General features: G+C 61.3%; 20 protein-coding genes and 1 tRNA gene. 16 read left to right on the top strand and 5 right to left on the bottom strand.

The window, feature by feature from the left end; genetic code table 11:
• Window positions 1-2 precede the first annotated feature (2 nt).
• The 5 genes from gcvP to Q8X51_RS12380 all read left to right on the top strand — a co-directional run bounded on the left by gcvP (window position 3) and on the right by Q8X51_RS12380 (window position 6,732).
• On the top strand, window positions 3-2,843 hold the full coding sequence (gene gcvP / locus Q8X51_RS12400) for an aminomethyl-transferring glycine dehydrogenase (protein ID WP_323147090.1): 2,841 nt from the start codon (window positions 3-5) through the stop codon (window positions 2,841-2,843).
• 159 nt (window positions 2,844-3,002) lie between these two features.
• Window positions 3,003-4,379, top strand: a complete 1,377-nt coding sequence (locus tag Q8X51_RS12395; protein WP_065947880.1) for an L-serine ammonia-lyase — start codon at window positions 3,003-3,005, stop codon at window positions 4,377-4,379.
• Between the two features lie 39 nt (window positions 4,380-4,418).
• Complete coding sequence (gcvT, locus tag Q8X51_RS12390) at window positions 4,419-5,543, top strand: glycine cleavage system aminomethyltransferase GcvT (protein ID WP_065925903.1); 1,125 nt, start codon at window positions 4,419-4,421, stop codon at window positions 5,541-5,543.
• A 393-nt stretch (window positions 5,544-5,936) separates the two neighbouring features.
• Window positions 5,937-6,149: a cold-shock protein gene (locus Q8X51_RS12385; protein ID WP_014339904.1), complete on the top strand. Its 213-nt coding sequence runs from the start codon at window positions 5,937-5,939 to the stop codon at window positions 6,147-6,149.
• A gap of 94 nt (window positions 6,150-6,243) precedes the next feature.
• Window positions 6,244-6,732, top strand: coding sequence for an RDD family protein (locus tag Q8X51_RS12380; RefSeq protein ID WP_065925902.1), 489 nt, complete (start codon window positions 6,244-6,246; stop codon window positions 6,730-6,732).
• A gap of 75 nt (window positions 6,733-6,807) precedes the next feature.
• Here the strand turns inward: Q8X51_RS12380 and nadA are convergent, their stop codons facing one another.
• Both nadA and Q8X51_RS12370 read right to left on the bottom strand, forming a co-directional pair.
• On the bottom strand, window positions 6,808-7,866 hold the full coding sequence (gene nadA / locus Q8X51_RS12375) for a quinolinate synthase NadA (RefSeq protein ID WP_065925901.1): 1,059 nt from the start codon (window positions 7,864-7,866) through the stop codon (window positions 6,808-6,810).
• 238 nt (window positions 7,867-8,104) lie between these two features.
• Window positions 8,105-9,679, bottom strand: a complete 1,575-nt coding sequence (locus Q8X51_RS12370; RefSeq protein WP_407693903.1) for a lactate dehydrogenase — start codon at window positions 9,677-9,679, stop codon at window positions 8,105-8,107.
• 201 nt (window positions 9,680-9,880) lie between these two features.
• On the opposite strand from Q8X51_RS12370, the gene Q8X51_RS12365 reads away from it, so the two are divergent.
• Genes Q8X51_RS12365 through Q8X51_RS12315 form a run of 11 tightly spaced genes read left to right on the top strand, consistent with a single transcriptional unit; the run spans window position 9,881 to window position 24,540 of the window.
• On the top strand, window positions 9,881-10,450 hold the full coding sequence (locus Q8X51_RS12365; protein ID WP_407693902.1) for an acyl carrier protein: 570 nt from the start codon (window positions 9,881-9,883) through the stop codon (window positions 10,448-10,450).
• A gap of 10 nt (window positions 10,451-10,460) precedes the next feature.
• Window positions 10,461-11,735, top strand: a complete 1,275-nt coding sequence (locus tag Q8X51_RS12360; RefSeq protein WP_074847531.1) for a beta-ketoacyl-[acyl-carrier-protein] synthase family protein — start codon at window positions 10,461-10,463, stop codon at window positions 11,733-11,735.
• A 1-nt stretch (window position 11,736) separates the two neighbouring features.
• On the top strand, window positions 11,737-12,804 hold the full coding sequence (locus Q8X51_RS12355; protein WP_315872401.1) for a beta-ketoacyl synthase: 1,068 nt from the start codon (window positions 11,737-11,739) through the stop codon (window positions 12,802-12,804).
• The gene (locus tag Q8X51_RS12350) at window positions 12,801-14,099 is read left to right on the top strand and encodes a beta-ketoacyl-[acyl-carrier-protein] synthase family protein (protein WP_099585490.1); all 1,299 of its coding nucleotides are present in this window, start codon (window positions 12,801-12,803) and stop codon (window positions 14,097-14,099) included. The genes Q8X51_RS12355 and Q8X51_RS12350 overlap by 4 nt, the downstream gene beginning before the upstream one ends.
• On the top strand, window positions 14,096-15,313 hold the full coding sequence (locus tag Q8X51_RS12345) for a beta-ketoacyl synthase N-terminal-like domain-containing protein (RefSeq protein WP_407693901.1): 1,218 nt from the start codon (window positions 14,096-14,098) through the stop codon (window positions 15,311-15,313). The genes Q8X51_RS12350 and Q8X51_RS12345 overlap by 4 nt, the downstream gene beginning before the upstream one ends.
• Before the next feature lie 42 nt (window positions 15,314-15,355).
• Window positions 15,356-18,223: an aminotransferase class III-fold pyridoxal phosphate-dependent enzyme gene (locus tag Q8X51_RS12340; protein WP_407693900.1), complete on the top strand. Its 2,868-nt coding sequence runs from the start codon at window positions 15,356-15,358 to the stop codon at window positions 18,221-18,223.
• A gap of 9 nt (window positions 18,224-18,232) precedes the next feature.
• Complete coding sequence (locus tag Q8X51_RS12335) at window positions 18,233-18,970, top strand: 3-oxoacyl-ACP reductase family protein (RefSeq protein ID WP_407693899.1); 738 nt, start codon at window positions 18,233-18,235, stop codon at window positions 18,968-18,970.
• Complete coding sequence (locus tag Q8X51_RS12330; RefSeq protein ID WP_074847537.1) at window positions 18,967-19,731, top strand: SDR family NAD(P)-dependent oxidoreductase; 765 nt, start codon at window positions 18,967-18,969, stop codon at window positions 19,729-19,731. Before Q8X51_RS12335 ends, Q8X51_RS12330 begins: the two co-directional genes overlap by 4 nt.
• A gap of 2 nt (window positions 19,732-19,733) precedes the next feature.
• Window positions 19,734-21,017 carry a DUF1302 family protein gene (locus Q8X51_RS12325; RefSeq protein WP_407693898.1) on the top strand — a complete coding sequence of 428 codons (1,284 nt, stop codon included), beginning with the start codon at window positions 19,734-19,736 and terminating at the stop codon, window positions 21,015-21,017.
• Window positions 21,018-21,064: 47 nt separating this feature from the next.
• Window positions 21,065-21,895 (top strand): outer membrane lipoprotein-sorting protein, encoded by an 831-nt coding sequence (locus Q8X51_RS12320; protein ID WP_158877826.1) that lies wholly within the window; start codon window positions 21,065-21,067, stop codon window positions 21,893-21,895.
• Between the two features lie 35 nt (window positions 21,896-21,930).
• The gene (locus tag Q8X51_RS12315; RefSeq protein WP_315872404.1) at window positions 21,931-24,540 is read left to right on the top strand and encodes an efflux RND transporter permease subunit; all 2,610 of its coding nucleotides are present in this window, start codon (window positions 21,931-21,933) and stop codon (window positions 24,538-24,540) included.
• A 102-nt stretch (window positions 24,541-24,642) separates the two neighbouring features.
• Here Q8X51_RS12315 and Q8X51_RS12310 read toward each other — a convergent pair whose 3' ends face one another.
• From Q8X51_RS12310 to Q8X51_RS12300, 3 genes are all read right to left on the bottom strand, one after another.
• The gene (locus tag Q8X51_RS12310; protein WP_074847541.1) at window positions 24,643-25,026 is read right to left on the bottom strand and encodes a MerR family transcriptional regulator; all 384 of its coding nucleotides are present in this window, start codon (window positions 25,024-25,026) and stop codon (window positions 24,643-24,645) included.
• A gap of 164 nt (window positions 25,027-25,190) precedes the next feature.
• Complete coding sequence (locus Q8X51_RS12305; protein WP_065925899.1) at window positions 25,191-25,769, bottom strand: NAD(P)H-dependent oxidoreductase; 579 nt, start codon at window positions 25,767-25,769, stop codon at window positions 25,191-25,193.
• A gap of 192 nt (window positions 25,770-25,961) precedes the next feature.
• Window positions 25,962-26,037 (bottom strand) — tRNA-Lys (locus tag Q8X51_RS12300).
• Window positions 26,038-26,076 lie beyond the last annotated feature (39 nt).

Genomic DNA, 26,076 nt, shown 5'->3' with positions numbered 1-26,076 from the left:
CCATGACCATCAATCTCAGCACCGCCAATGAGTTCATCGCCCGCCACATCGGCCCGCGCCAGGAAGATGAGCAGCAGATGCTCGCCAGCCTGGGCTTCGATTCCCTGGAAGCCCTGAGCGCCAGCGTGATCCCGGAAAGCATCAAGGGCACCAGCGTGCTCGGCCTGGAAGACGGCCTGGGCGAAGCCGAGGCCCTGGCCAGGATCAAGGCCATTGCCAGCCAGAACCAACTGTTCAAGACCTACATCGGCCAGGGCTACTACAACTGCCATACGCCGTCGCCGATCCTGCGCAACCTCCTGGAAAACCCGGCCTGGTACACCGCCTACACCCCCTACCAGCCAGAAATTTCCCAAGGCCGCCTGGAAGCGCTGCTGAACTTCCAGACCCTGATCAGCGACCTCACCGGCCTGCCGATCGCCAACGCCTCGCTGCTCGATGAAGCCACCGCCGCCGCCGAAGCCATGACCTTCTGCAAGCGCCTGAGCAAGAACAAGGGCAGCAACGCCTTCTTCGCCTCGGTCCACAGCCACCCGCAAACCCTCGACGTACTGCGCACCCGTGCCGAGCCGCTGGGCATCGACGTGGTGGTCGGCGATGAGCGCGAACTGACCGATGTCAGCCGGTTCTTCGGCGCCCTGCTGCAATACCCGGCCAGCAACGGTGACGTGTTCGACTACCGCGCGCTGACCGAGCGTTTCCATACCGCCAACGCCCTGGTGGCCGTGGCTGCCGATCTGTTGGCCCTGACCCTGCTGGCCCCGCCGGGTGAGTTCGGCGCCGATGTGGCAATCGGCAGCGCGCAACGCTTCGGCGTGCCGCTGGGCTTCGGTGGCCCGCACGCGGCGTACTTCTCCACCAAGGATGCGTTCAAGCGCGACATGCCGGGGCGTCTGGTCGGTGTGTCGGTAGACCGCTTCGGCAAGCCGGCCCTGCGCCTGGCCATGCAGACCCGCGAGCAACATATCCGCCGCGAGAAAGCCACCAGCAACATCTGCACCGCGCAAGTGCTGCTCGCCAACATCGCCAGCATGTATGCCGTGTACCACGGGCCCAAGGGCCTGACCCAGATCGCCAAGCGCATTCACCAGCTGACCGCGATGCTCGCCAAGGGCTTGACCGCGCTGGGCCTCAAGGTCGAGCAGGCACACTTCTTCGACACCCTGACCCTGCACACCGGCGCCGACACCGCTGCGCTGCACGACAAGGCCCGCGCCCAGCGCATCAACCTGCGCGTGGTGGACGCCGAGCGGGTTGGCCTTTCGGTCGACGAAACCACCACCCAAGGCGATATCGAAACCCTGTGGACGATCTTTGCCAACGGCAAAGCCCTGCCGGACGTCAACGCCACGGTGGACAGCCGCCTGCCCGACGCATTGCTGCGCCAGTCACCGATCCTCAGCCATCCGGTGTTCAACCGTTATCACTCGGAAACCGAGCTGATGCGCTACCTGCGCAAGCTGGCGGACAAGGACCTGGCCCTGGACCGCACCATGATCCCGCTGGGCTCGTGCACCATGAAGCTCAACGCCGCCAGTGAAATGATCCCGGTGACCTGGGCCGAGTTCGGTGCCCTGCACCCGTTCGCCCCGGCCGAGCAAAGCGCCGGCTACCTGCAACTGACCTCCGACCTGGAGGCCATGCTCTGCGCGGCCACCGGGTATGACGCGATCTCCCTGCAGCCGAACGCCGGTTCCCAGGGCGAGTACGCCGGCCTGTTGGCCATCCGTGCCTATCACCAGAGCCGTGGCGAAGCACGTCGCGACATCTGCCTGATCCCATCGTCGGCCCACGGCACCAACCCGGCCACCGCCAACATGGCCGGCATGCGTGTGGTGGTTACCGCCTGCGACGCCCGTGGCAACGTCGACATCGAAGACCTGCGCGCCAAGGCCATCGAGCACCGTGAGCACCTCGCCGCGCTGATGATTACCTACCCGTCCACCCACGGCGTGTTCGAAGAAGGTATCCGCGAAATCTGCGGGATCATCCACGACAACGGCGGCCAGGTGTACATCGACGGCGCCAACATGAACGCGATGGTTGGCCTGTGCGCACCGGGTAAGTTCGGCGGCGACGTGTCCCACCTGAATTTGCACAAGACCTTCTGCATCCCCCACGGCGGTGGCGGCCCGGGCGTTGGCCCGATTGGCGTCAAGTCCCACCTCACGCCCTTCCTGCCCGGCCACGCGGCCATGGCGCGCAAGGAAGGCGCGGTGTGTGCGGCACCGTTCGGCAGTGCAAGCATCCTGCCGATCACCTGGATGTACATCAGCATGATGGGCGGCGCAGGCCTCAAGCGCGCGTCGCAGCTGGCGATCCTGAATGCCAACTACATTTCCCGTCGGCTCGAAGAGCACTACCCCGTGCTGTACACCGGCAGCAACGGCCTGGTGGCGCACGAATGCATCCTCGACCTGCGCCCGCTGAAGGACAGCAGCGGCATCAGCGTGGATGACGTGGCCAAGCGCCTGATCGACTTTGGCTTCCACGCCCCGACCATGTCGTTCCCGGTGGCGGGTACGCTGATGATCGAGCCGACCGAAAGCGAGTCCAAGGAAGAACTGGACCGCTTCTGCGACGCGATGATCGCCATCCGCGAGGAAATCCGCGCGGTGGAAAACGGCACCCTGGACAAGGACGACAACCCGCTGAAAAACGCACCACACACCGCGGCGGAACTGGTTGGCGAATGGAGCCACCCATACAGCCGTGAACAAGCGGTGTACCCGGTCGCTTCGTTGATCGAAGGCAAGTACTGGCCACCGGTTGGCCGGGTTGACAATGTGTTTGGTGATCGCAATCTCGTATGCGCATGCCCTTCAATCGAGAGCTACGCGTAACCTGAGGCTGAACTCAATCAAATGTGGGAGGGGGCTTGCTCCCGATGGCGGTTTTACATTCAACATCTCTGTTGACTGACACACTGCCATCGGGAGCAAGCCCCCTCCCACATTGACCGAGTACCACCCAATACATAACAAGAAACCGGAGAACAACTCATGTCTTTAAGCGTGTTCGACCTGTTCAAGATTGGCATCGGCCCCTCCAGTTCCCACACCGTCGGCCCCATGCGTGCGGCCGCTCGGTTCGTCGAGGGCCTCAAGCGTGACAACCTGCTGAGCGCCACCACCGGCATCAAGGTGGAACTCTATGGCTCCCTCGGCGCCACCGGCAAAGGCCACGGCAGCGACAAGGCCGTGCTGCTGGGCCTGGAAGGCGAACACCCGGACACCGTGAACACCGAAACCGTGGCCGCACGCCTGGCGCAGATGCGCGGCGACGGTCGCTTGAACCTGCTCGGCGAACACAGCATTGCGTTCAACGAGAAAGAACACCTGGCGATGATTCGCAAACCCCTGGCCTACCACCCCAACGGCATGATTTTTCGTGCCTTTGATGCGGCGGGTATCCAGATCCGCAGCCGCGAGTACTACTCGGTGGGCGGCGGTTTTGTGGTGGATGAAGACGCCGCCGGTGCGGACCGGATCGTCGAAGACGCCACCCCACTGACGTTCCCGTTCAAGCATGCCAAGGACTTGCTCGGCCATTGCACCACCTACGGTCTGTCCATCAGCCAGGTGATGCTGACCAATGAAAGTGCCTGGCGCCCGGAAGCGGAAACCCGTGCCGGCCTGTTGAAGATCTGGCAGGTGATGCAGGACTGCGTGGCAGCCGGCTGTCGCAACGAAGGCATCTTGCCCGGCGGCCTGAAGGTCAAGCGTCGTGCCGCCGCCTTGCATCGCCAGTTGTGCAAGAACCCGGAGTCGGCCCTGCGCGACCCGTTGTCGGTGCTGGACTGGGTCAACCTGTACGCCCTGGCCGTCAACGAAGAAAACGCCAACGGCGGGCGCGTGGTCACGGCGCCCACCAACGGCGCGGCCGGGATTGTGCCGGCGGTGCTGCATTACTACATGCGCTTTATCCCCGGCGCGAATGAAGACGGCGTGGTGCGCTTTCTGCTCACCGCCGCCGCCATCGGGATTCTGTACAAGGAAAACGCGTCGATCTCCGGGGCCGAAGTCGGTTGCCAGGGTGAAGTCGGCGTGGCCTGCTCCATGGCCGCTGGCGCGTTGTGCGAAGTATTGGGCGGTACGGTTTCCCAGGTGGAAAACGCCGCCGAGATCGGCATGGAACACAACCTCGGCCTGACCTGCGACCCGATTGGCGGGCTGGTGCAGGTGCCCTGCATCGAGCGCAATGCCATGGGCTCGGTGAAGGCCATCAATGCGGTGCGCATGGCCTTGCGTGGCGACGGGCAACACTTCGTCTCGCTGGACAAGGTCATCCGCACCATGCGCCAGACCGGCGCCGACATGAAAAGCAAATACAAGGAAACCGCCCGTGGCGGTTTAGCGGTCAACATTATCGAGTGCTGACGCCTAAAGGCGCGCCGGCACGTTTTTCAGGAGCTGAACATGTCCACCGAAACCCTGTTGAAAACCCCATTGCACGCCCTGCACCTCGAGCTGGGTGCACGCATGGTGCCCTTCGCCGGCTACGACATGCCGGTGCAATACCCACTGGGCGTGATGAAGGAGCACCTGCACACCCGTGAACAGGCCGGGCTGTTCGACGTGTCCCACATGGGCCAGATCCGCCTGACCGGCGCCAATGCCGCAAAGGCCCTGGAAACCCTGGTGCCGGTCGACATCATCGACCTGCCGGTCGGCATGCAGCGCTACGCCATGTTCACCAATGACCAGGGCGGCATCCTCGACGACCTGATGGTGGCGAACCTGGGTAACGACGAACTGTTCCTGGTAGTCAACGCGGCCTGCAAGGACCAGGACCTGGCGCACCTGCGCCAGCATATCGGCGAGCAGTGCCGCATCGAGCCGCTGTTCGAAGAACGCGCGCTGCTGGCCCTGCAAGGCCCGGCCGCAGTGAAGGTATTGGCGCGCCTGGCCCCGGAAGTCACCCGGATGACCTTCATGCAATTCGCCCCGGTGCGCCTGCTGGGCGTGGACTGCTACGTCAGCCGCTCGGGCTACACCGGTGAAGACGGTTTTGAAATCTCCGTGCCTGCCGCCAGCGCCGAAAGCCTGGCGCGCAGCCTGCTGGCCGAGGACGAAGTGCAGGCCATCGGCCTGGGCGCCCGTGACTCGCTGCGCCTGGAAGCCGGCCTGTGCCTGTACGGCCACGACATGAACACTGAGACCACCCCGATCGAAGCCAGCCTCTTGTGGGCAATCTCCAAGGCCCGACGCACCGACGGTGCGCGTGCCGGTGGCTTCCCGGGTGCCGACCGCATCTTCACCCAGCAGCAAACCGGTGTAAGCCGCAAGCGCGTAGGCCTGCTGCCCCAGGAACGCACACCCGTACGTGAAGGCGCAGAGATCGTCGACGAACACGGCAGCGTGATCGGCAGCGTGTGCAGCGGTGGCTTTGGCCCGAGCCTGGGTGGCCCACTGGCCATGGGTTACCTGGACAGCGCATTCACCGCACTGGACACCGAAGTCTCTGCGTTGGTGCGTGGGAAAAAAGTGCCACTTCGTGTAAGCAAAATGCCATTTGTGCCGCAACGTTACTATCGTGGCTGATTGACTGTTCCTATAAGTAACGCGGTTGCGTTAACGTGCACTAATCTGTAACGCAACCGCCATAAAACAGTGCAGCAACGATAGGCATTATTATAGGAATTAACCTATAACAAGTGACCCATTCTATCGAATAAGTCGGTTCCACATTATTCAACGAAGTGTCATGAGGCCGAGCAAAACCTGGGCTTTTGCCAGGGCTTGTTTTTTCTCCATTAGTTGGCGTAGAGTTTGCCCACTGTGTTTGCATGGGTCGCTTGGAACCTGGACCTGGGCAGTAGCTGAAGTAGTTGTGCTACAACCCGTTCGACGTCTCTTACTTTCCTGCAACCCAGCCCAGTACTCTTTCATGTGAAAGGGGCTGTCATTAATTTTTAGCGTCAAGGAAATAAGAAAATGGCTGATCGTCAGAGCGGTACCGTCAAGTGGTTTAACGACGAGAAAGGGTTTGGTTTTATCACTCCAGAAAGCGGTCCGGATCTGTTCGTGCATTTCCGCGCTATTCAAGGCAACGGCTTCAAAAGCCTGAAGGAAGGCCAGAAGGTCACCTTCGTTGCAGTTCAAGGCCAGAAAGGCATGCAGGCTGACGAAGTACAAGCAGAAGGCTGATCCTTCCTGCGACAAAAAGCCCCTGACATGACATCAGGGGCTTTTTTATGGGCGCTATTCCGTAAAATGATTTTTTCCCTCTGAGAGCCCTGCCATGTCCAAACCCTTGCTGAGTCCCCAAGGCGAGTTCCCCGCCGTTGGCCTGGGCCGTCGCCTGGCAGCGATGTTCTATGACTTCCTGTTGTGCACCGCGCTGCTGATCGTCACCGCGTTTATCTACAAGCTGGTATGGATCGCGTTCGTGGGCGAAGCCAGGATGCGCACCCTCACCGAATCCGGCGCACTGGACGGTGACCCGCTGCTGTCGACGATTCTGTTCTTTGTGCTGTTTGGTTTCTTTGCCAAGTTCTGGACCCATTCCGGGCAAACCCTGGGCATGCAGGTCTGGGGCGTGCGCGTGCAAAACGCCGACGGCTCGCGGATCAGCCTGTGGCAGGCGCTGTTGCGCTTTGTGGTGTCGATTGCGTCATGGTTGTGCGTGGGGCTGGGGTTTGTCTGGTCGTTGTTCGACAAGCACAAACGCAGCTGGCATGACATCTACTCGGATACGCAGTTGGTGCGCATCCCGAAGCAAAAGAAATAATACCCTTCTTATTGGAGATCAAAATGTGGGAAGGGGCTTGCCCCCTCCCACATTTTCAACCGAGCTCGCCTCGATTCAGGCGTTACCGGCCAGCCTCAGGCGCGCAGCCTGGGTGAAATCCAGCATGCGCTTGAGCGGTCGCACGGCGTGAGGAATCACCGACGGCTCGACGAAGATCTCGTTACTGCCCTCACGCAGGCACTGCAGCGTGCGCTCCAGCGTATTCATCGCCATCCACGGGCAGTGTGCGCAACTGCGGCACGCGGCGCCGTTACCGGCCGTGGGCGCTTCGACGAAGACCTTGTCCGGGCACAGCTGCTGCATCTTGTAGAAGATGCCGCGGTCGGTCGCCACGATGAAGGTCTTGTTCGGCAGCCGCTGTGCCGCCGCAATCAATTGGCTGGTGGAGCCCACCGCGTCGGCCAGTTCGATCACCGAGGTCGGCGATTCCGGGTGCACCAGGATCGCTGCGTCCGGGTACAGCGCCTTCATGTCTTCCAACTGCTTGGACTTGAACTCCTCGTGGACGATGCACGCACCGTCCCACAGCAGCATGTCGGCGCCGGTCTGGCGCTGGATGTAGGTACCCAGGTGCTTGTCCGGGCCCCAGATGATGGTCTCGCCGTTGTCCATCAGGCTTTCGACGATTTCCAGCGCACAGCTGGAGGTCACCACCCAATCGGCCCGGGCCTTGACCGCCGCCGAGGTGTTGGCATACACCACCACGGTGCGTTCGGGATGCTGGTCGCAGAACGCCGAAAACTCATCCACCGGACACCCCAGGTCCAGGGAGCAGGTGGCTTCCAGGGTCGGCATGAGGATGCGTTTTTCGGGGGTGAGGATTTTGGCGGTCTCGCCCATGAAACGTACACCGGCGACCAGTACGGTCTTGGCCGGGTGGGCTGCGCCGAAGCGGGCCATTTCCAGGGAGTCGGAGACACAGCCGCCGGTTTCTTCGGCCAGGGCCTGGATCACCGGATCGCAATAGAAGTGGGCAACCAGCACCGCGTCCTGAGCCTTGAGCTCGGCAGCAATGGCGGCACGCAGGCTCGCCTCTTCCTCGGCGCTGAGGGCCTTGGGCTGCTTGGCGTCGAGGTGGGCTTGAACCAGTAGGCGTTCGGAAATGTGCGTCATGTTCGCAAGACCTGCAGGCGCAGTAGCGCGAAAGTCGAGTGTACCACCGGCTCTGGAGCCCTTCGGGCGCCGCCGGACGAAGTGATTGTGTTCATCAAGCACGGGTAAAGGTGAAGCTGCGCAAGGCTACAGAATATCCAATGGTTTCAAAAGCCTAATCTGGCATTCGCGAGTGCGTCCGTCGGGCAAAAAAACGGGAAACCCCGACAGTGGGGTTTCCCGTTTTTTACGACGGCCGTCAGCGTATCAGTGCAGAGGGATCTTCTTGCAACATCACCGATTCATGCATGTTCGCCAGGGCGTCCTTCAAGGTCGACTCTTGCAGCGCGTCCTTGGACTTCTTGCTTTGCGTCGCCGCGTACTCCAGCAGCACCAAATAGTCGCGCTGGACCGAGGCTTGCTTGGGCACAAAGGTCTCGTCGACCAACTTGCCCAACACGTATTTCTGCGTGCGAGTGGACTGGCTGGCCTCTTGCGAAACAGAGGCGCTGGTCAGCAGGCCATCCTTATAGGCGAGGTTGGCCGAACTGCTCGCGTTGTCCTCAACCTGCACATAAAGGTAGTTTTGCGAGTTTTCATCGCGAGTCAGCCCCGGATTTTTACTGCCATCAAGGCCCTTGTGATAACTGGCCGAAAGGCTCGATTGCTGGTCCTGAGTCACGCTGCGGTCCAGTGCGCTGCTGCCGCTGACACGGGTCTTCTGCGACACGCTGTAGGCAAATCTGTCGATTTCAGAGGGGCGTATCGGGTTGGAGGATTCGCTGGCTTGCTTGAGAGAGGCCTTGAAGTCCGCCAGGCCGGTCAGCAGGCCTTGGTCAGTCGGGTTACGGGTCAGCGCGTCAGGAAGGCTTATACCTTGTGGGTAGTTGCTGTTCATGGCGCTGAACGCGTCCTTGAACATCGTCATCAGGTCCGCCTTGGCATTGCCACGCTCCTGCGCCCGGTCAAACTGGGCCAGGTAGCTTTTCAGGGCCTTGGCCTGCTGCTGGGCATTGCCCAGGATCGCAGCGTTTTTCAGGTCTACCGCCACGTTCACTTCGCCGTCCGGACCACTCATGCGCGTGGTGCGGCGCTGGGCGTCGGCGTGGAAGGCCAGGGTCTGGTTCTGACCGTCCAGCGTCTTCACTTTAGCGTTGAGATCAACCGAGGCCAGTACCTTGGGGTCAAACCTGGTCAGGTTACCCAGATCAATTTTAGGCGGCGTTGCGGTAAGGCCATCGATCGCTGATTGGAAGGCGCTGCCCAATTGGCCGACCGCCTTGAGTTCGTCGTCGGTCAGGCTGCCCCCTTCCACCGTTGCCTGCACGCCCAGGCCGTCGCTCTGGCTGGACAGGCTGAAGGTGACGGTCTTGCCGCTGGCGGTCTTGATACTGAGGCTGACCAAGTTGTCGGCGCTGCTGTGCAGCAGCGTCTGGTCGACTTTGATCTCACCAGCATTTTGCGCGCGGTCGGCGCTCGCGTAGAGCACAGACTGAGAAATGTTCGTACCGCTCTTGGCGAACAGCTCCACAAGGCCGGCGCCCAGGCCATTGAAGCGATTGGCTGTCGACAATGAATTGAAATTGGTATTGATCGCCTTGCTGAGGGCGTCCTGGCTGTCGCTCTCCCACGCTCGCACGACCTCCTGGCCAGGCAGTTGGCCGCGACGCGAGTAGGTGTCGGCAAGCGTATCAGACATCACATTGCCCAGGCTGACGACCGAAGAGGGTCGTACAACGGCGGTAGAGGTGGTCTGCGCAAGACCGACGGTGGAAGGTTCAGCAGGCCGGATAACCAATGTATTGGCGGAGCTGATAGGCGAAAGCGTAGTCATGACGATCCCTGTCTTGAGTTGAACTGCCTTGATTAAATCCAACCAGCCCGGCACAGGGCAAGCGATAAAAACAGTAATAGCACATTGACTCTCCCCCTGGCAGGAGGGTTTACGCTCCCCGCCGTCAAAAATCACCTCAAGCAAATCCCCGTCAGGGCCACTGCTCATACCCTTCATTTATGCGTTATAGGGAAATAACCTTTGAACAATCCACTGGACTTGGACAGCGTCATCACCACCACCCGCGAAATCCTCGCGCAGCTATTGGTGATGGACCTCGCAGAGGTCGATGAGCACAGCAGCATCGTGGAGGATCTGAATGCCGACTCCCTGGATATCGTCGACCTGAGTTTTCAGCTTGGCCGTAACTATGGCTGCACGCTGCCTAAAACCAGCGTGCTGGACCATGCGGTAGCCGTGTTTGGCGACGTCAGCGAACTGGTCGAAAAAGGCCGTATCACCCAATCTGGGGTAGCGCTCCTGGAGCAGAGCCTGAGCGCATTTGCACCCGGGCAACTGCGCGCCGGCATGCAGCCGGCGGACGTGTTCGCGGCCACGACGGTGCGTAACTGGGCCGTGCAATGCTACCGGATGTTCGACCACCTGCCCGCGACCTGCCCTGAATGCAATGCCGACCAGGCGCGTCTGAATGAGCGTCGCCAGGTGGTGTGCGGCGGTTGCAGCGCGCGCTTGACGCCGATGGAAGGCGACGACATTTCTCGCCATCTGGTTGAGCAGTTTGCCGCGTCCCGCTTGCCGGAAGCGGTCTAGGAGTTTCTTCATGGGGCCGCGAGAGGTTTTAGTCACGGGCTATGGGTTGGTAGCGCCCACGGCACTGGACGCTGCAACGCTGTTTGCGCAGATCGGCGCAAAGCGTTCGTGCATTCGCCAACACCCGGTGTTTGCCGAGTTGGGTTTTGCGGCGAGCGCCGCGGGTTACATTGACCCCGTTCAATGGCAAGCCATCAGCGCACAAGTGGCGACGGGTGACACAACCCTGCCGCGCCAGAGCCTGCTCGCCGAGTTCGTGGCCAGGCAGGCGCTGCAGCAGGCAGGCCTGGTTCGCGCCGACTTCGCCCGCGTGCCCAGCGGCGTGTTCCTCGGCGCCAACAAGCATTGTGTAAGCCGTGACCTGCAAGAGGCCAGCCGCTATATGGACGACGTCGGCAGCGTCGACCTGGATCGCTACCTGGACAACCACACCCTGGTGGGCGGCCCATTCGCTCGTCGGATCGACCAGCAGACGGTGCACATCGCCCGCCTGCTCGGCATTCGCGACCATATCAGCACCCACTCCGATGCCTGCGCGGCCGGCACCATGGCAATCGGCGCCGCGTTTCGCGCCATTGAGCGCGGTGACATCGACCTGGCCCTATGTGGCGCCGTCGAGTTGATGGCCCATGAACTGTCGTATTACAGCTTCGACGGCCTGGGCGCCATTTGCCAACGTGCCGACCTCGCGCCCGAACAACAGAGCCGCCCGTTCATGAACGACCGTTGCGGGTTCGTCCTCAGCGAGGGCGCGGCGATGATCGTGCTGGAGTCCAGGGAACATGCCGAGCGCCGCAAGGCCACGCCAATCGGCCGCGTCCTGGGTTACGCCAACTATTGCGAAGCGCAGAAGATCACCTCCAGCAGCCGCGATGGCAGCCATTACGCCCATTGCATGAAGGCAGCACTCGCCCATGCAGGCCTGGGCTGCGACGCGGTGGATCACGTCAATACCCATGGCACGTCGACCCAGGCCAATGATCGCAGTGAAGCCCTGGCGATTGCGCAGGTATTCGGCACCGGCGTAAGCACGATGACCTTCACAGCCAACAAATCGGCGATCGGCCACTCCCTTGCGGCCAGCGGCGCGATCGAGGCGGTGCTGTCACTGATGAGCCTGCAACAGGGCGTGCTGCTACCCACCCTTAACTATGACCCGGCAAACGCCGAGTTCCCTGAGTTGAATTTCCTGACCGAAACGCAGCGCCAGCCCATCGATGTGGTGCTGTCCAATTCGTTCGGTTTCGGTGGCGTCAACAGTTCGCTGGTTTTGGGAAAAGCATGAGATGAACAGCCTTCAAGCAAAACCCGTCTACCTGATCGCCGCTTCGGTGTTCAACCACGCCGGCACTGAGTGCACCGACTTGCACGGCCCGGTGCAGGCGGCACAACCGCTGGATTTTGCCCCGGACCAGCTGGCGTACCCCGTGAGCGTACCGCGCTTGCCGACCACGGTGTTCGACCGCAAGATTCAACGCAGTGTCGAACCTCAGGGCGCTCGGCTGCTGTACTGCGCCGGGCAGATTGCCGGCCCGTTGAAGGACTTGCAGCTGCCTGGCGAGCGGGTGGCGCTGATGGCTGCCATCCCGGAAGTGGACGGCCCCAGTTCCTGCTGGGAGGCCGTGCAGGCCATCGCCGAGCAACCGGATGCGCTGCTCACGCAACTGTTTGCCTATACCCCGCCGCTGCATGCATTGATGATGCTCAACAGCAGTGTCATGGCCTATGTCGCCGAAGCGTTGCACTGCCATGGTCCGATGGGCGGTTTCTGCTCACAGAGTAATGCCGGGGTCGACGCGCTGATCGAGGCCTTCGAACATATCGCCGAGGGGCGTGCCGATGCAGGGGTCGTGGTCAGCAGTAGCCCGAATCTCTCGCCGGCCCTGTACCTGCGCGACACCACCGAACGCCCTCCTCTCGCGACCCCGGACGTTTACGGCGAAGGCGCCGCAGCGCTGTTGCTGACCGCCTGCCCTCCTGCAAACGGTGCACGCGCCCTGCGCATCGCCGGCTTCGCCCGTGGCTACAGCGCCTCGCCCGAACGTTCCCACGCCGTGGCGAGCAAGGTCATCCAACAGACATTAAGCAGAGAAAAACTGGGTTTGCGCGACGTAGCCCATATTGTCGCCGCGCCTGACACCCCATCCCTGGCGCGTCTACTCACAGACACCCAGGCGATTCTCCACAGCTGCCAGCCCATGACCGGCAACCTGGGCGCCAGCGCCCTGCTGACTGAAATTGCCCTGGCCCTTCACGATCAACACGATGGCTACACGCTGCTGCTCAATCACAGCCGTACGGGCCATTGGGGCGCCGTATTACTGGTCAATGAAGCCATGGAGAAACAGGCATGAGTCCACCAAGGATTGTGATCACCGGCCTGGGTGCCGTGACCGGTTTCGGTTTCGAATGGCAAACCATGTGGGCGCAGATGCTGCTCGGTGAGCACTGCATCCGCCCCTGGCAGCCCGAAGGCGTGGCCGACGGCACCTTCCCGGTGCGCTACGCGGCGCCGGTGGACACCCGCCAACTACCGGACTACCTGCAAGGTCACCGCGCCTGGCAGACGCCCCTGGAAAAACGCAGCCAGTTGGGTTGGGTGGCGGCCAGCCAAGCCATCAGCGACAGCGGCCTGAGCCCCGCGCAGTTGCGGGATGCCGCCGTGCTGTGTGCTTCCGGCGCACCGGCGCACAAGATCCAGGACATGCTGCTGACCGTCGCCGATGAGCCGAATGCCCCTCCGGCCTGGCGCTACTTGATGGCCAAGGCTGAGCAGGTCGATGCCGCCCACTCGTTGTGCCAGAGCAACGACCGCCTGGCCCGGGTGATCGCCGACGACATCGGTTGCGAAGGCCCGGTGATCAACATCAGCAGCGCCTGTGCCGGGGCTTCCCAGGCCATCGGCAACGCATTCCAGATGATCCGCCGGGGAGAAGTCGACGTCGCTATCGCTGGCGGCGCCGATTCGGTGCTGAGCCTGGACACCATGACCGCGCTTTACCTATTGGGTGCGGCGAGCAGCGAGCAACGCTGGGGCACCGGGCTTTGCCGCCCGTTCGATCGCCATCGCAGCGGTCTGGTTGCCGGTGAGGGCGCAGGTTTTGTGGTGCTCGAAACCCTCGAGCGGGCACTTGCCCGTGGCGCCGTGCCCTATGCCGAAGTGCTGGGTTTCGGCAGCAGCCTGGACGGCTATAAGGTCACCGCGCCCGACCCGCAAGGGCGAGGCGCCGCCCTGGCGATGCAGACCGCCTTGCACGACGCCGGCATCCGCCCGCAACAGGTGGACCTGATCAACGCCCACGGCACCTCCACCCCGCTCAACGATGCCGCCGAAACCCTGGCGATCAAGTCGGTGTTCGCCCAGGACGAGCACTATCGACGGCTGGCGATCAGCGCCAATAAATCCCAATTCGGCCACTTGATCGCGGCCGCCGGCGCCCCCGAATTCATCGTCACCGCACTGGCCTGCCAACAGGACAGGATTACCCCGACCCTCAACCTGCACAGTGCCGCCGACGACTGTGACCTGGACTACTGCGCCCATCAGACCGTCAACCGCCGGGTCGATGTGGCACTCAGCAATTCATTCGGCTTCGGTGGGCTCAATACCTGCCTGGTGCTGGGCAAATACCAGGAGCACGCGCAATGAGCGGCGTACCGCCCCCCATCGCCATTGCCGGCAGCGGCTGTGTCCTGGCCAGCGGCTGGGGCGTGGACGCCTTCTGGTCGGCGGCCTGTGAGTCGCGCAGCGGGATCAAGCCCTTGCGCTCTTTGCAGTTTCACAGTAAACGGGTCACGGCTTTCGGGCAGATTCACTATGACGATCACCAGCGCAGTCGCCAGGACCTCGCCCAAAATCTGCAACGTTACTGCACGCCCGCCGTCATCTGGGGCGTCAGCGCCGTTCGACAGGCACTGGCCGAAGCCCAACTGACGCCGGGCGCCGACGGCCTGACCTACGGCCTCTATTGCTGCCAGGGTGGCTATACCCACCCGTCACTGGCGTCCTACGGCGAGTTGCTCCACGAATGCCGCCAGGGCGAAGGTGCCGACATGCAGCACCTGGCCCGGCGTATCTTGCACGAGCGGGCACAGGACCCGTTCCTGGTGCTCAAGGGCCTGAGCAATATCCTCCTGGGCGTGGTCAGCCTGGCGCTCAAGCTTGAGTGTGAATGCAACGCCTACATGCAAGGGGTCTCCGGCAACCTGGCGGCCTTGCGTGAAGCGTGCGCCGCGTTGCAGAGCGGACGAATTGACGTGGCGATCATCGTCGGTGCGGGCAGCGAACTCGATGCGCTGGCACTCAGCGCCCTGGTGCAGGCCGGCACGATCAGCGCCGACGGTTCGGACACCCTGCGCGCTTTCGATGCGCACGGCACCGGCGGTATCGCTGGCGAAGGCGCGGCGGCCCTGGTCCTGCGCCGTCGCGAGGATCTGGGCGATGAACCCCAGGTCTGCCTGCAGACAATGACCGCCGACGCCGCGATCGAGCACTTGAACCTGCCAGACCAGCAAGTCGACGTGCTGGTGTGCAGCGGCACCGGCACGCCCGACAAAGACCGACAGTTGAGCCACACACTGGCCCGAACCGGCGCTGCCCACATCACCAGTGGCGTACCGCTGACCGGTCTGCTGAGTGCGGCTCCCAGCCTGGCGGACCTGATCCTGGCCCGCTGCGCCCTGCTCGCCCAGCGTGTGCCACCGATTGCCGGATTAAGCCAACCCGTGGCCGCGCAGTTGCCGTTTGTGCTGGGGGCTCCCTGCTCGACGCGGCTCGACGATGGCCTGGTGCTCAACCGCGACGACAACGGTTTCAGCGCTTGCTACCAATTGAAGTACAGCGAACAGGCCAACAGCGCCTGACGTGTGTGTACCCCCCTCCCTCTTTTAAAGGACATGGCTGTGATGGATTACCGTGATTTTGTTCGCCCCAAGTTTGTCGATCTGCTTCAGGCCCTGGGGCTTGAGTGTGAGTTCAAACGGGCACTGGGCAGCAAATTGTTCTACCGCAACCGCCAGGGTGACGAAGTGACCGTCACCGATTTCCTCGGGGGCTACGGCGCGGCCTTGTTTGGCCATAACGACCCGCAGTTTGTCGAACAGCTCTGCACACTGCTGCGCAATGACGTGCCTTTTAACGCCCAGATGTCGGTCCGCGCCACGGCCGGTACGCTGGGACGCGCGTTGAGCGAAGCCTTCAATCGTGAATTGAAGAACAACGAACCGTACATCTCGACCTTTTCCAACAGCGGTGCCGAAGCAGTAGAAATTGCCGTCAAGCACGCCGAGTTTCGCCGCCAGAAAAACCTGCAGCGCCAGTTCGACGAACTGGACTTTACCCTGGCCCAACTGACCTCCAGCGACCGCGCCTACCGCGAAGTGGATGTGACTGACCTCGACTTGCCGGCAGGCCTGCTGCCTGCCCACCTGACCACGGCCACGGTGCGCCAGGTGGTTGAGGCGGTGCGTCAGCACAACCTCGCCGAGCTGCACGTCGAGCCGGTGTTCATCGCGTTGCGCGGCAGTTTTCACGGCAAGTTGGTCAACACGGTACAACTGACCTATGGCCGACAGTATCGCCAGCCGTTCGCGCGCTTCGGCCTGAACGTGGAGTTCATTGACCCCCAGCAACCCCATCAACTCCAGGAGCTGCCGGCGCGCCACACCCGCCATTGGCTGAACGTGCAATGGTGCGGCGATCAACTGCTGGTCAAGCGTGATGCGTTCAGCGCAATCACCGCCGTATTGATGGAGCCTATCCAGGGCGAAGGCGGCATCATCGAGTTCGCGGCCGATTTTTATAAAGCCCTGCGCCGCCTGTGCAATGAGCAGCAGTGCCCGCTGATCATCGACGAGGTGCAATCCGGTTTCGGTCGTACCGGCACCTTCCTGGCCAGCAGTCATTTCAATCTGCAAGGCGACTACTACTGCCTGTCCAAGGCTCTGGGTGGTGGCTTGATGAAGATTGCGGCCACCGTGATTCGCAGCAGCCACTATGAGAAAGACTTCAGCTATATCCACAGCTCGACCTTCGCCGAAGACGACGCCTCCTGCCATATCGCCCTGGCGGCGCTCAATCGTCTGTTCGCCGATGACCAGGCGATGCTCAAGGACGTGCACACCAAGGGCGAATACCTCAAGGCCTCGCTGCTTGAGTTGAAGGCGGCCTACCCCGGGGTGATCGCCGACGTGCGAGGTCGCGGGCTGTTGCTCGGCATTGAACTGCACGACCAGAGCACCAACAGCTCGCTGGTACAGGCGTCGGCCCAATACAACGATGCCTTGGGTTACCTGATTGCCGGCTACCTGCTGCAATTCGAAGCCCTGCGCGTGGCGCCGTCGGGCAGCAACTCCAATGTGATCCGCCTGGAACCGCCCGCCTGCATCAGCTTCGCCGAGATCGACGGGCTGATCAAAGCCTTGCAGAAGGTCTGTGACTTGTTGCAACGCGGGGATGCATTCCCGCTGGCCGCCACCATTTGTCATGACTTGATCCCCGCTGTGGCGCCCCGCGACACCGGCTTCCAGGTCACCGCCCATGCCAATGCCCCGCAGGACACCCCCATCGTCGCCCGCGTGGCCTTTATCAATCATTTGATCGATGCCGACATCCTCGGTGATGTCGACCCTTCCCTGGGCCAACTGAGCACCGAGCAAAAACGTGTGTTCATGCAACGCACTGCGCCGGAACGCCGGGCGGCCCCCGTGGGCCCGGTGGTGATCCGCTCGCAATTGGGCATGGCCGTGGAGTTCACGTTGTACCCGCTGTGCATGGACTCCAACGCCATGGCGGACTACATCATCAGCGGCGACCTCGACGTGATTCGCAAAGAAGTCGGCAATCGCATCCTGGATGCCCGCGCCGATGGCTACCGCGTCGCGGGCCTGGGTATGTATACCTCCATCGTGACCAACAACTGCCAGGCCCTGAAAATCCCGGACATGGCGCTGACCTCCGGCAACGCCTTGACCATCGGCATGGGCCTGGAAGCCATCGAGCAAGGCTGCAAGCAACAGGGGCTGGAGCTGCAGGCGCAGACGGCGGCCGTGGTCGGCGCGGCCGGCAACGTGGCGTCGACCTATGCGTCGCTGCTGTCAGCCACGGTCGACCACTTGATCCTGATCGGCAGCGGCCGCGATGGCTCGGTACGCCGCCTGGAAAAAACCGCTCAACTGATCTACGCCGACGCTGCCCGCTCGATTATCAAGGGCACGGCCACCGAGGATCTGCTGGCGCAGCGCCTGCTCAAAATCGACGGTATCCGTGCACTGCTGAGCGAATACGGCAACAGCACACAGCTGGGGTTGCAGGTCTCGCGCCTGGTGCAGGAGCGACTTGGTGCCAACGCGTTCATTACCGTCACCGATGACCTGCATGCCCTCAAGCAGGCGCGCATCGTCCTGTGTGCGGCAAACGCGGCGCAGCCGTTTCTCGACGCCGGGCATTTTGCCGAACACAGCGTGATCTGTGACATCGCCGTGCCGTTGAACGTTGATCAGGCGATCAATAGCCAGCGCAGCGACGTGCTGTACATGCACGGCGGCATCGTGCAGACGCCATTCGACGATGGGTTGGCGCCGAATGTGCGGGCCTACCTGAAACAGGGCCAGTTGTATGCCTGCATGGCCGAGTCTGTGCTCATGGGCCTGGCGGGGATCACCCAGCATTACTCCTACGGCGACATCAGCCGCGAGCAAGTGCAGCAGATTCGTGCCTTGGCGGCGATCCATGGCTTTGGCCTGGCGCAGTTCAAGACCCACAACTCACTCTAAGGAACGGCCATGTCTTCTAAAACAGCGGTAGTCACCGGAGGCAGTCGCGGCATCGGCAAAGCGGTCGTCCTGGCACTGGTCGAGGCCGGCTACCAGGTCGCGTTCAACTACGTGCGTGACGAAGCGGCGGCCCTGGCGGTACGTGATGAAGTCGAAAAGCTCGGTGGCGAATGCTTCACGGCGCAGTGCGACATCAGTGACGCCCACAGCATCAAGGTGTTTTTCGAACAGGTTGAACAGCACTTCGAGCGCATCGACCTGCTGGTCAATAACGCCGGCATCACGCGCGATGGATTGTTGGCGACACTCTCCACCGAGGCCATCTGCGCGGTGATCCAGACCAACCTGATCGGCACTCTGCTCTGCTGCCAGCAGGTGGTGCCCGGCATGATGCGCCAGCGTCAAGGCTGCATCATCAACCTCAGTTCAGTGGCTGCGCAAAAGCCTGGCAAAGGGCAAAGCAGCTACGCCGCCGCCAAGGGCGGTGTGGAGGCACTGACACGCGCCCTGGCGGTTGAGTTGGCACCGCGCAATATCCGCGTCAACGCGGTCGCACCGGGAATCGTCAGCACCGACATGACCGCCGCCTTGCTCGAAACCCACGAGCAGGAAGTGCAGTCGCGACTGTTGATCAAGCGTTTTGCCGTGCCGGGGGACATTGCCGAAGCCGTGCTGTACCTCGCCGAGCGCGCAACCTATGTGACCGGCGAAGTACTGTCGGTCAACGGCGGGCTGAAAATGCCATGAATACACCCAGAACGTTTTTGATTACCGGCGCCGCCAACGGTATCGGCCGGGCAGTGGCGGAACATTTCGCCAACGACCCGGCCCACCGCTTGATCCTGGTGGACCGTGACGTGGCATCGCTGCAGGACTGGGTCGGCGCCGCAACCTTTGCCGCGAGCGTCGAGACCCATGGCGTCGATATCGCTGACCTTGCCAGCGTGCAGGGGTTATTCAACGACCTGTCGGCGCGCCTCGGTTTTATCGATGTACTGGTCAACAGCGCCGGGGTCTGCAACGAGAATGAACCAGAGGACCTGGACAACTGGCACAAGGTGATTTCCGTCAATCTGAACGGCACCTTTTATGTCACCTCGCTGTGCCTGCCACTGCTGGCGGATCGCGGCCGCATCATCAACTTGTCGTCGATCCTTGGTCGCATCGGCAAGGTCCGCAACACCGCGTACTGTGCCTCCAAGCACGGCATTATCGGCATGACCAAGGCTCTGGCACTGGACCTGGCGCCGCGCCGAATTACCGTGAACGCGATTCTGCCAGCCTGGATCGATACGCCGATGCTGCAGGGCGAGCTGGCAACGCAAGCCAGTATTGCCGGGATCAGCCAGGAGCAGATCCTGCGCAATGCCAAGAAAAAGCTGCCCTTGCGCCGTTTTATCCAGGCCGACGAAGTTGCCGCCATGGTGCGTTACCTGGTCAGCCCTGAGGCCTCCGGGGTCACGGCCCAGAGCCTGATGATCGATGGCGGCGCCGGGTTGGGGATGTAGTCATGAGCACAGCATTGTTCACGCGCAGCCTGTTGCTCGGCCTGGTATCGCTGGCGCCGCGACTGGCCGGTGCAGACCTGTTGCCCGCCCATGCCGATGCGGAAGTAGGACTGGCCAGTGCCTTGCGCCTGCACGGCGACGATCCTGTCACCCAGAAGGCGGCGTATTTCAAGGCCAACCTGGAAGACAACTGGGACAGCGGCTACTACAAGGCCAAGGGCCGGGTGCGCTACGACGCGCGCTATGACGGGCATAACCCTTACAGCCAGGAGGCACGGGATGACTACCGCTTCAGTGCCGACTGGCGACACCTCTACTGGGGCCAGTACCTGGGCGACGGTGAAGTCACCGTAGGTTGGCAGCAAGTGGTCTGGGGCCGCGCCGACGAGCTGCGGGTGCTGGACCAGGTCAACCCCATCGACTATCGCGAAGGGGTCACGGCCTTGCTTGAAGACAGCCGCATCGCCGTGCCGATGGTGCGCCTGACCCAGCCCGTGGGCGAGTGGGAAGTGGAAGCCCTGTGGATCACCGACTTCCTGAAAAACCAGGCACCGGCCCAGGGCAGCGAGTTCGACGCACCGCTGTTCGCAGTCCCGGACCCGGACCTGTTCGTGATCGATTCGAAGCCGGACTACAGCGGGCAGAAAGGTTTTTCCTATGGCATGAGCGCCAACGGCAGGATCGGCTCGGTGGACGCCAGTTTTGTCGCCCTCAACGCCCGCCAGCAGGACCCGGTGTATGCGGTCGAAGGCATCGCCGACGATCAGCGCGTGCTCCTGGAGCGCCAGTTCCCACGTTACAGCATGGGCGGCGCAGGCCTGGCGATCGATGCCGGCCACAGCTTCGTGGTGCGCAGCGAGGTGGCCTACTTCGATCGCTGGCACGTCACCAACCCCTACCGCCCCCACGGCAGCAGCCAGAGCCCGATGGTCAAGTCATTGCTGGGGGTCGACTACCTGCTGCGCAACTGGCTGATTTCCGTGCAATGGCAGGAGCAGCAGTTACTGGACTGGCAAATGGGCATGGTGCAGGACAAACGCCAGCCGTTGTTCACCCTGTCCGCCGAGGGCAATCACCTGCGTGACCGCCTCAAGTCCCGCCTGGTCCTGGCCATGTCACCGCCTGCCAAAGACGACGCTTTGCTGCAAGGCATCTTCACCTACACCCCAGTGGACTGGCTGAAGCTGGGCCTGGAGGTGGATGTGTTTTTTGGCAAGGAAGACCGCACTTTTGGCCAGTACCGCCAACGCGATCAACTGCGCGTGTCCGCCGGCTACCTGTTCTGAGTCCTGAACTGATCTCAATAAAACCCTCTTCAAGAAAAGGAAATTCTATGTTGCCGCCCCTCAAGGTCTTGACCGCCAGCCTCCTGATGCTGACCAGCATGGGGGCATTGGCCGCCCCGAACGCCGACGACATCATTCGTCAGGCCCGTGACCGCAATGACGGCAAGAGTTTCATGTCGCAGGTGTCGTTGATCCTGCTCGACAAGCAAGGCAATAGCCGGGTGCGGGAGTTCAGCTACCTGCAAAAGGATTACCCGGACAGTGACAAGTTCACCATGTACTTCTCGGCGCCCAACGATGTGCGCAACGTCGCCTTCCACATCGAAAACCCCCACGAAGCACTGAATGCCGAGGACAGCCAGTGGATGTACCTGCCGGTCAGCCGACAGACCCGTCGGATCTCGACCACCGATAAGCGTGGCGCGTTTATGGGCAGCGATTACTCCTACGCGGACTTGGACAAGATCCGCGCCGAAGACTACCGCCAGACACTGGTGGGCGAGGAGACCATGGGCGGGCGCGAGTGCTACGTCATCGAGCGCACGCCGGTGTCTGCGCAGATTCTCGCCAAGACTGGCTACAACCAGCTCAAGGTGTGGATCGACAAGCAAAACAACCTGGTCATGCGCCAGGATTTCTTCGACGTCAAAGGCGTGATGTTCAAGCAGATGCGTACGCTGAAAGTCGAGACGGTCGATCAAATCGACAGCATCACCCTCAGCGAAACCGAAGACTTCATCGCCGGCACGCGCTCCCAACTGCGGTTCAACCAGTTGCAGTACAACGTCGAACTGGACGATTGGCTGTTCAACCAGACCGCAATCAAGCGCGGCCTGAAAACCGGCGACCTGCCTGAATTTGCCGTATCCGCCCGCTGAATACTGCGCCTGCCTTTCGTGGAACCGATTGAACTATGGAACGATACCTGAACTTCGTTGAGCGCTATGCGCGCACGATTGTATTTGTGCTGGTGGCGATCACGGCCTACTTCACCTATACCCTCGGCTCGCTGATGTCGGACACCAACCCCTACTTGCTCAAGGAAAGCCACCCGGCGCGCAAAACCATTATCGACCTGCAGCACGAGTTCACCGGCACCTATGACTCGGTCATGGTGGCCCAGAGCAATGCGCACAGTGTATTTAACACGCAGTCGCTCAACGCGCAGTTCGAAATCTCCCAGGCCCTTCGCCGGCTGATGCTGGCCAATGCCGACGATGAAGTCGAGTTGCGTCGTGTTGTCGGCCAGCACGAAAACGACAGCCGCGCCCAACTGTTGGCCAGCGATATCCTCGGCGGCGGGTTTAACCAAAACGACTATGCCCAAGCCAAAGCCCTGCGCGATCACGCCCGCAACCAGGGCTGGGCAGAACGAGACCAGCAGTTTCTGACGTTCCTGGCGGAGCGGATTAACCCCATCCAGGAAATGGCCTCGATGGCCGACCTGGAAAACATCAGCCTGAGCGCCGATGGCGAACTGTGGATTCACAAGACCCTGCACGGCCTGGACATGGACCCGCAGGTCGTCGAAGCGCAGATCATGGGCAACGAGCAAATGGTCGGCGGGGTGGTCTCCCCTGACAAGAAAGTCGCGGTGGTGGTGGCCGAGCTGGGCACCAAGCAGGACGACGCCCAGGCGCAACTGCGGGCGTACCAGCAGGTACGCCAGATCGTCGCGGACTATCAGAGCAAACATCCGCAATTCACCGATGAAGTGTTTATTGCCGGGACGCCGATCTTCATCGCAGCCCAACAAGAGATCATCGATCACGACCTGGCGCTGCTGTTTCCTATCGTGTTCCTGCTTGTGACTTCCATGCTGGTGTTTTTCTTTCGCAAGCCGCTGGGTGTGTTCCTGCCGCTGTTCAATATCCTCTTCTGCACGATCTGGACGCTGGGGCTGATGGCCTTGTTAAAAGTGCCCATCGACCTGCTCACCAGTGTGCTGCCGGTATTTTTGTTCACCATCTGCTGCGCCGACGCGATACATGTGATGGCTGAGTACTATGAGCAACTCAATGCCGGCAAGACGTACCGCGAGGCCAACCGCGAGACCATGCGCCGCATGGTCGTACCGGTGGTGCTGACCACCGTGACCACCATCGCCACCTTTATGATCTCCACCACCAACAACATCGTCAGCATCCGAAACTTCGGGGTGTTCATGTCCATCGGGCTGACGGCCGCCCTGATCATCTCGCTGCTGTTGATTCCGGCGTGGATTTCCATCTGGGGCAAAGATCAGCCGCCGCGTAAAACCGTGCACAAAGAGTCGATCATCTCGCGCTACCTGGTAGCTTTCTGTGCCCGCCTGATCCGCTGGCGCAAACCGGTGCTGCTGGTCAGCTTGCCGTTGTTGGCACTGATGACGGTGTTTACCTTCATGGTCGATATCGAAGACTCGGGCATCGCCTACTTCAAGAAAGACAGCCCGGTGCGCGTGTCCGATGAGTTCATCAACCGCTCCCGGATCGCGGGCACGTCCCCCGGCTGGATCGCGTTCGACACCAAGACCCCGCGTGGGGCGTTGACCACGGAGACCGTGCAGTTCCTCGACAAGCTCGATCATTTTCTCAAGTCTCAGCCAAACGTCAGTTACACCTATTCGGTGGCGGCTTACGTCAAGCGCATGAACCTGGTGCTCAATGATATGAACCCCGAGTACCTGCGGGTCCCACAGGCCCTGGAGCAGGTGACATCGGTCAACGATGAGGGGCAGGCGGAAACCTTTGAGGTCGACGGTAACTCGCTTATCGAGCAACACATCATGATGTTCGAGAACGGCGGTGGTTCAGACTTGCAGAACGTACTGAATGCCGACTACTCCAAGGCCTTGACGCTCTACACCATGACCTCTTCGGTGGCCAGCGACTACAAGGCCATGCTCGATCGCCTGGACGCCTGGCTGCTGGTAAACAAGCCGGCCAATCTGCAGGTTACCCATGCCGGTACGCCAAAAATATGGACCGGCATATTGGCCGAGATCACCCAGGGCCAGGTCCTGAGCTTCTCGCTCGCGTTGCTGGTGGTCACGCTGATGATGATGTTCTGGCTGAAGTCCGTCCGGCTGGGCATTCTGGGCATGCTGACGCTGCTGACCACGTCGGTGACGGTGTATGGCTTTATGTACCTGTTGGGCATCGAGCTGAATATCGGCACGACGCTGGTGACGTTCCTGGTCGTGGGTGTGGTGGATTACGCGGTGCACCTGCTGTCGCGCATCAAGCTGCTGGTTCAGCAAGGTATCCACGTGGACGAGGCGATCCTGACGGCGATGCACAGTGTCGGGCGTTCGACAGTGGTCAACGTGGTGATTTTCTCGGTGGGCTTCCTTGCCCTGCTGTTTTCCGCCTACAAGCCGGTCATTGACTTGGGAACACTGGTAGCGCTGGCCCTCTTCTCCAGCGGCGTCATGACCATCCTGTTAGTGACCTTGATATCTCCGTGGTTCTTTGCAGCCATTGTGCCCGAGCAGCGCACTGATGAACGCGAGCACCCAGGACGCGAGGGCGCCTTGAGCTAGAGGCTGGAACGGACGACGCCGGCCATAGCCATTGAGTAACCAGGGGTTGCCGGCGTTTCCGAACAGCACACAACGCTTCATGAGGTCATGCAGCACGTTCGTTCAGGCCGTTTTGGAAAGATGTTCAAACTGGCATTGATACTGGGCGTCCTTGAGGCTGCTCTCGAACTGTTCAAGGCCGTCGTAGATACTTTGCAAGCCTTCGATCTGGTTTTTCAGTTCCAGCTTTTTATCCGCAATCGCCTGGTTGGCCAAATCCCACGGCAGCTCCTGGCCCCGGTGATCCTGAAGGATCGCCTGCATTTCCTTGAGCTTGAAGCCCAACTGCTGAGCGCATTTGATAAACGTCAGCAGCTCAACGCTTTGCTGGCTATAGACCCGATACTTCCCTTCGCGCACCGGCGGCGGCAGCAAACCAATGTCTTCATAGTGGCGGATCGTCTTGACTGTCGTGCCCGACAACTGGGCAGCTTTGCCGATATACATGTAAAAGTCCTTTTTTTATGGCGCAGAAGAGGCGCGTACTTTGGCGCGCCGCATCTTCACACATGTCTACGGGGTCGGAAACCCGAAGGTGGCAAAAGGCAGTGTAATTGGCAGGGATAAAGCCGGCATCGCCTGCTGCAAGGCGATGCTGTGCAACGGCTATGTCAGCGGCAAGCAATAGCCTGGGCTTGCTTGAGCCAGGCTTCGCGCTGGGAGTCGCCGGAACCGAGGATCGGCCCGAACGTGAGGGTCTTCAATGGTTTGATGCCGCAGAACTCCAGGGTAGTCTTGCGCATCTGGTGCAGGCCCGGCATGCAGTAGACCCACTTGTAGTACCACGGCGGGGTATCCATCGTGACCAGCAGGTGGGCCGTGCGCCCCTTCAAAAGCTTGTCGGGAAAGGCTTTGCCTTCGCGATACTTGAAGGCAAATCCGGGAAGGAATATTCGATCGAAGAAGCCTTTCATCAGGGCCGGAATTCCGCCCCACCAGATGGGATAGACAAACGCCAGGTGCTCAGCCCACGTGATATCGGCCTGGGCCTTGAGCAGATCGGGCTCCAGCAACTGAACCTGTTTGTAGCCATCGTGCAGCACTGGATCAAACCGCAGTGCATCCAGGCGTAACAGACGCACATCGTGCCCGGCCTCTGTGGCCGCCTTCACATAGGTGTCGGTCAATGCCCCACAGAAACTGTCGGTTGAGGGGTGCCCCAGAATCACCAGTACTCGCTTGCTCATCATCACTTCATCCTGAAAAGTCGAGCGGGCAGGATAGGGTGTGCCCGTAACAGGAGAGTCAACAGGGAGGTTTGCCAAATGCTGGTATAGCTTGGGTGCATTGCGCACCGGCAGGTAAGCACCAAATCGCAGGCAAAAAAAAACCCGGAAATCCTCACTTGCGTGGGCCTTCCGGATTTTCTAAACCGCCAAAAATGGTGGGTCGTGTGGGATTCGAACCTACGACCAATTGGTTAAAAGCCAACTGCTCTACCAACTGAGCTAACGACCCGCTGTGTGGTGGCGCGTATAATACTGATTTCTAAGGATT

This window comes from Pseudomonas sp. Yb2C2 (genome assembly GCF_052112325.1).
Classification (GTDB): Bacteria; Pseudomonadota; Gammaproteobacteria; order Pseudomonadales; family Pseudomonadaceae; genus Aquipseudomonas; species Aquipseudomonas marginalis.
The sequence above is the reverse complement of the archived record's forward strand: the minus strand, read 5'-3'. Positions and strand labels throughout refer to the sequence as shown.

What these genes read in the sequence shown, in the direction of transcription:
- Q8X51_RS12325 (WP_407693898.1), top strand. Translation starts at nt 19,734, where the DNA reads ATGAGCACAGCATTGTTCACGCGCAGCCTGTTGCTCGGCCTGGTATCG.
- Q8X51_RS12335 (WP_407693899.1), top strand. Translation starts at nt 18,233, where the DNA reads ATGTCTTCTAAAACAGCGGTAGTCACCGGAGGCAGTCGCGGCATCGGC.
- Q8X51_RS12315 (WP_315872404.1), top strand. Translation starts at nt 21,931, where the DNA reads ATGGAACGATACCTGAACTTCGTTGAGCGCTATGCGCGCACGATTGTA.
- gcvT (WP_065925903.1), top strand. Translation starts at nt 4,419, where the DNA reads ATGTCCACCGAAACCCTGTTGAAAACCCCATTGCACGCCCTGCACCTC.
- Q8X51_RS12355 (WP_315872401.1), top strand. Translation starts at nt 11,737, where the DNA reads ATGAACAGCCTTCAAGCAAAACCCGTCTACCTGATCGCCGCTTCGGTG.
- Q8X51_RS12350 (WP_099585490.1), top strand. Translation starts at nt 12,801, where the DNA reads ATGAGTCCACCAAGGATTGTGATCACCGGCCTGGGTGCCGTGACCGGT.
- Q8X51_RS12330 (WP_074847537.1), top strand. Translation starts at nt 18,967, where the DNA reads ATGAATACACCCAGAACGTTTTTGATTACCGGCGCCGCCAACGGTATC.
- gcvP (WP_323147090.1), top strand. Translation starts at nt 3, where the DNA reads ATGACCATCAATCTCAGCACCGCCAATGAGTTCATCGCCCGCCACATC.
- Q8X51_RS12370 (WP_407693903.1), bottom strand. Translation starts at nt 9,679, where the DNA reads ATGACTACGCTTTCGCCTATCAGCTCCGCCAATACATTGGTTATCCGG.
- Q8X51_RS12380 (WP_065925902.1), top strand. Translation starts at nt 6,244, where the DNA reads ATGTCCAAACCCTTGCTGAGTCCCCAAGGCGAGTTCCCCGCCGTTGGC.
- Q8X51_RS12360 (WP_074847531.1), top strand. Translation starts at nt 10,461, where the DNA reads ATGGGGCCGCGAGAGGTTTTAGTCACGGGCTATGGGTTGGTAGCGCCC.
- Q8X51_RS12310 (WP_074847541.1), bottom strand. Translation starts at nt 25,026, where the DNA reads ATGTATATCGGCAAAGCTGCCCAGTTGTCGGGCACGACAGTCAAGACG.
- Q8X51_RS12385 (WP_014339904.1), top strand. Translation starts at nt 5,937, where the DNA reads ATGGCTGATCGTCAGAGCGGTACCGTCAAGTGGTTTAACGACGAGAAA.
- Q8X51_RS12345 (WP_407693901.1), top strand. Translation starts at nt 14,096, where the DNA reads ATGAGCGGCGTACCGCCCCCCATCGCCATTGCCGGCAGCGGCTGTGTC.
- nadA (WP_065925901.1), bottom strand. Translation starts at nt 7,866, where the DNA reads ATGACGCACATTTCCGAACGCCTACTGGTTCAAGCCCACCTCGACGCC.
- Q8X51_RS12340 (WP_407693900.1), top strand. Translation starts at nt 15,356, where the DNA reads ATGGATTACCGTGATTTTGTTCGCCCCAAGTTTGTCGATCTGCTTCAG.
- Q8X51_RS12395 (WP_065947880.1), top strand. Translation starts at nt 3,003, where the DNA reads ATGTCTTTAAGCGTGTTCGACCTGTTCAAGATTGGCATCGGCCCCTCC.
- Q8X51_RS12320 (WP_158877826.1), top strand. Translation starts at nt 21,065, where the DNA reads ATGTTGCCGCCCCTCAAGGTCTTGACCGCCAGCCTCCTGATGCTGACC.
- Q8X51_RS12305 (WP_065925899.1), bottom strand. Translation starts at nt 25,769, where the DNA reads ATGATGAGCAAGCGAGTACTGGTGATTCTGGGGCACCCCTCAACCGAC.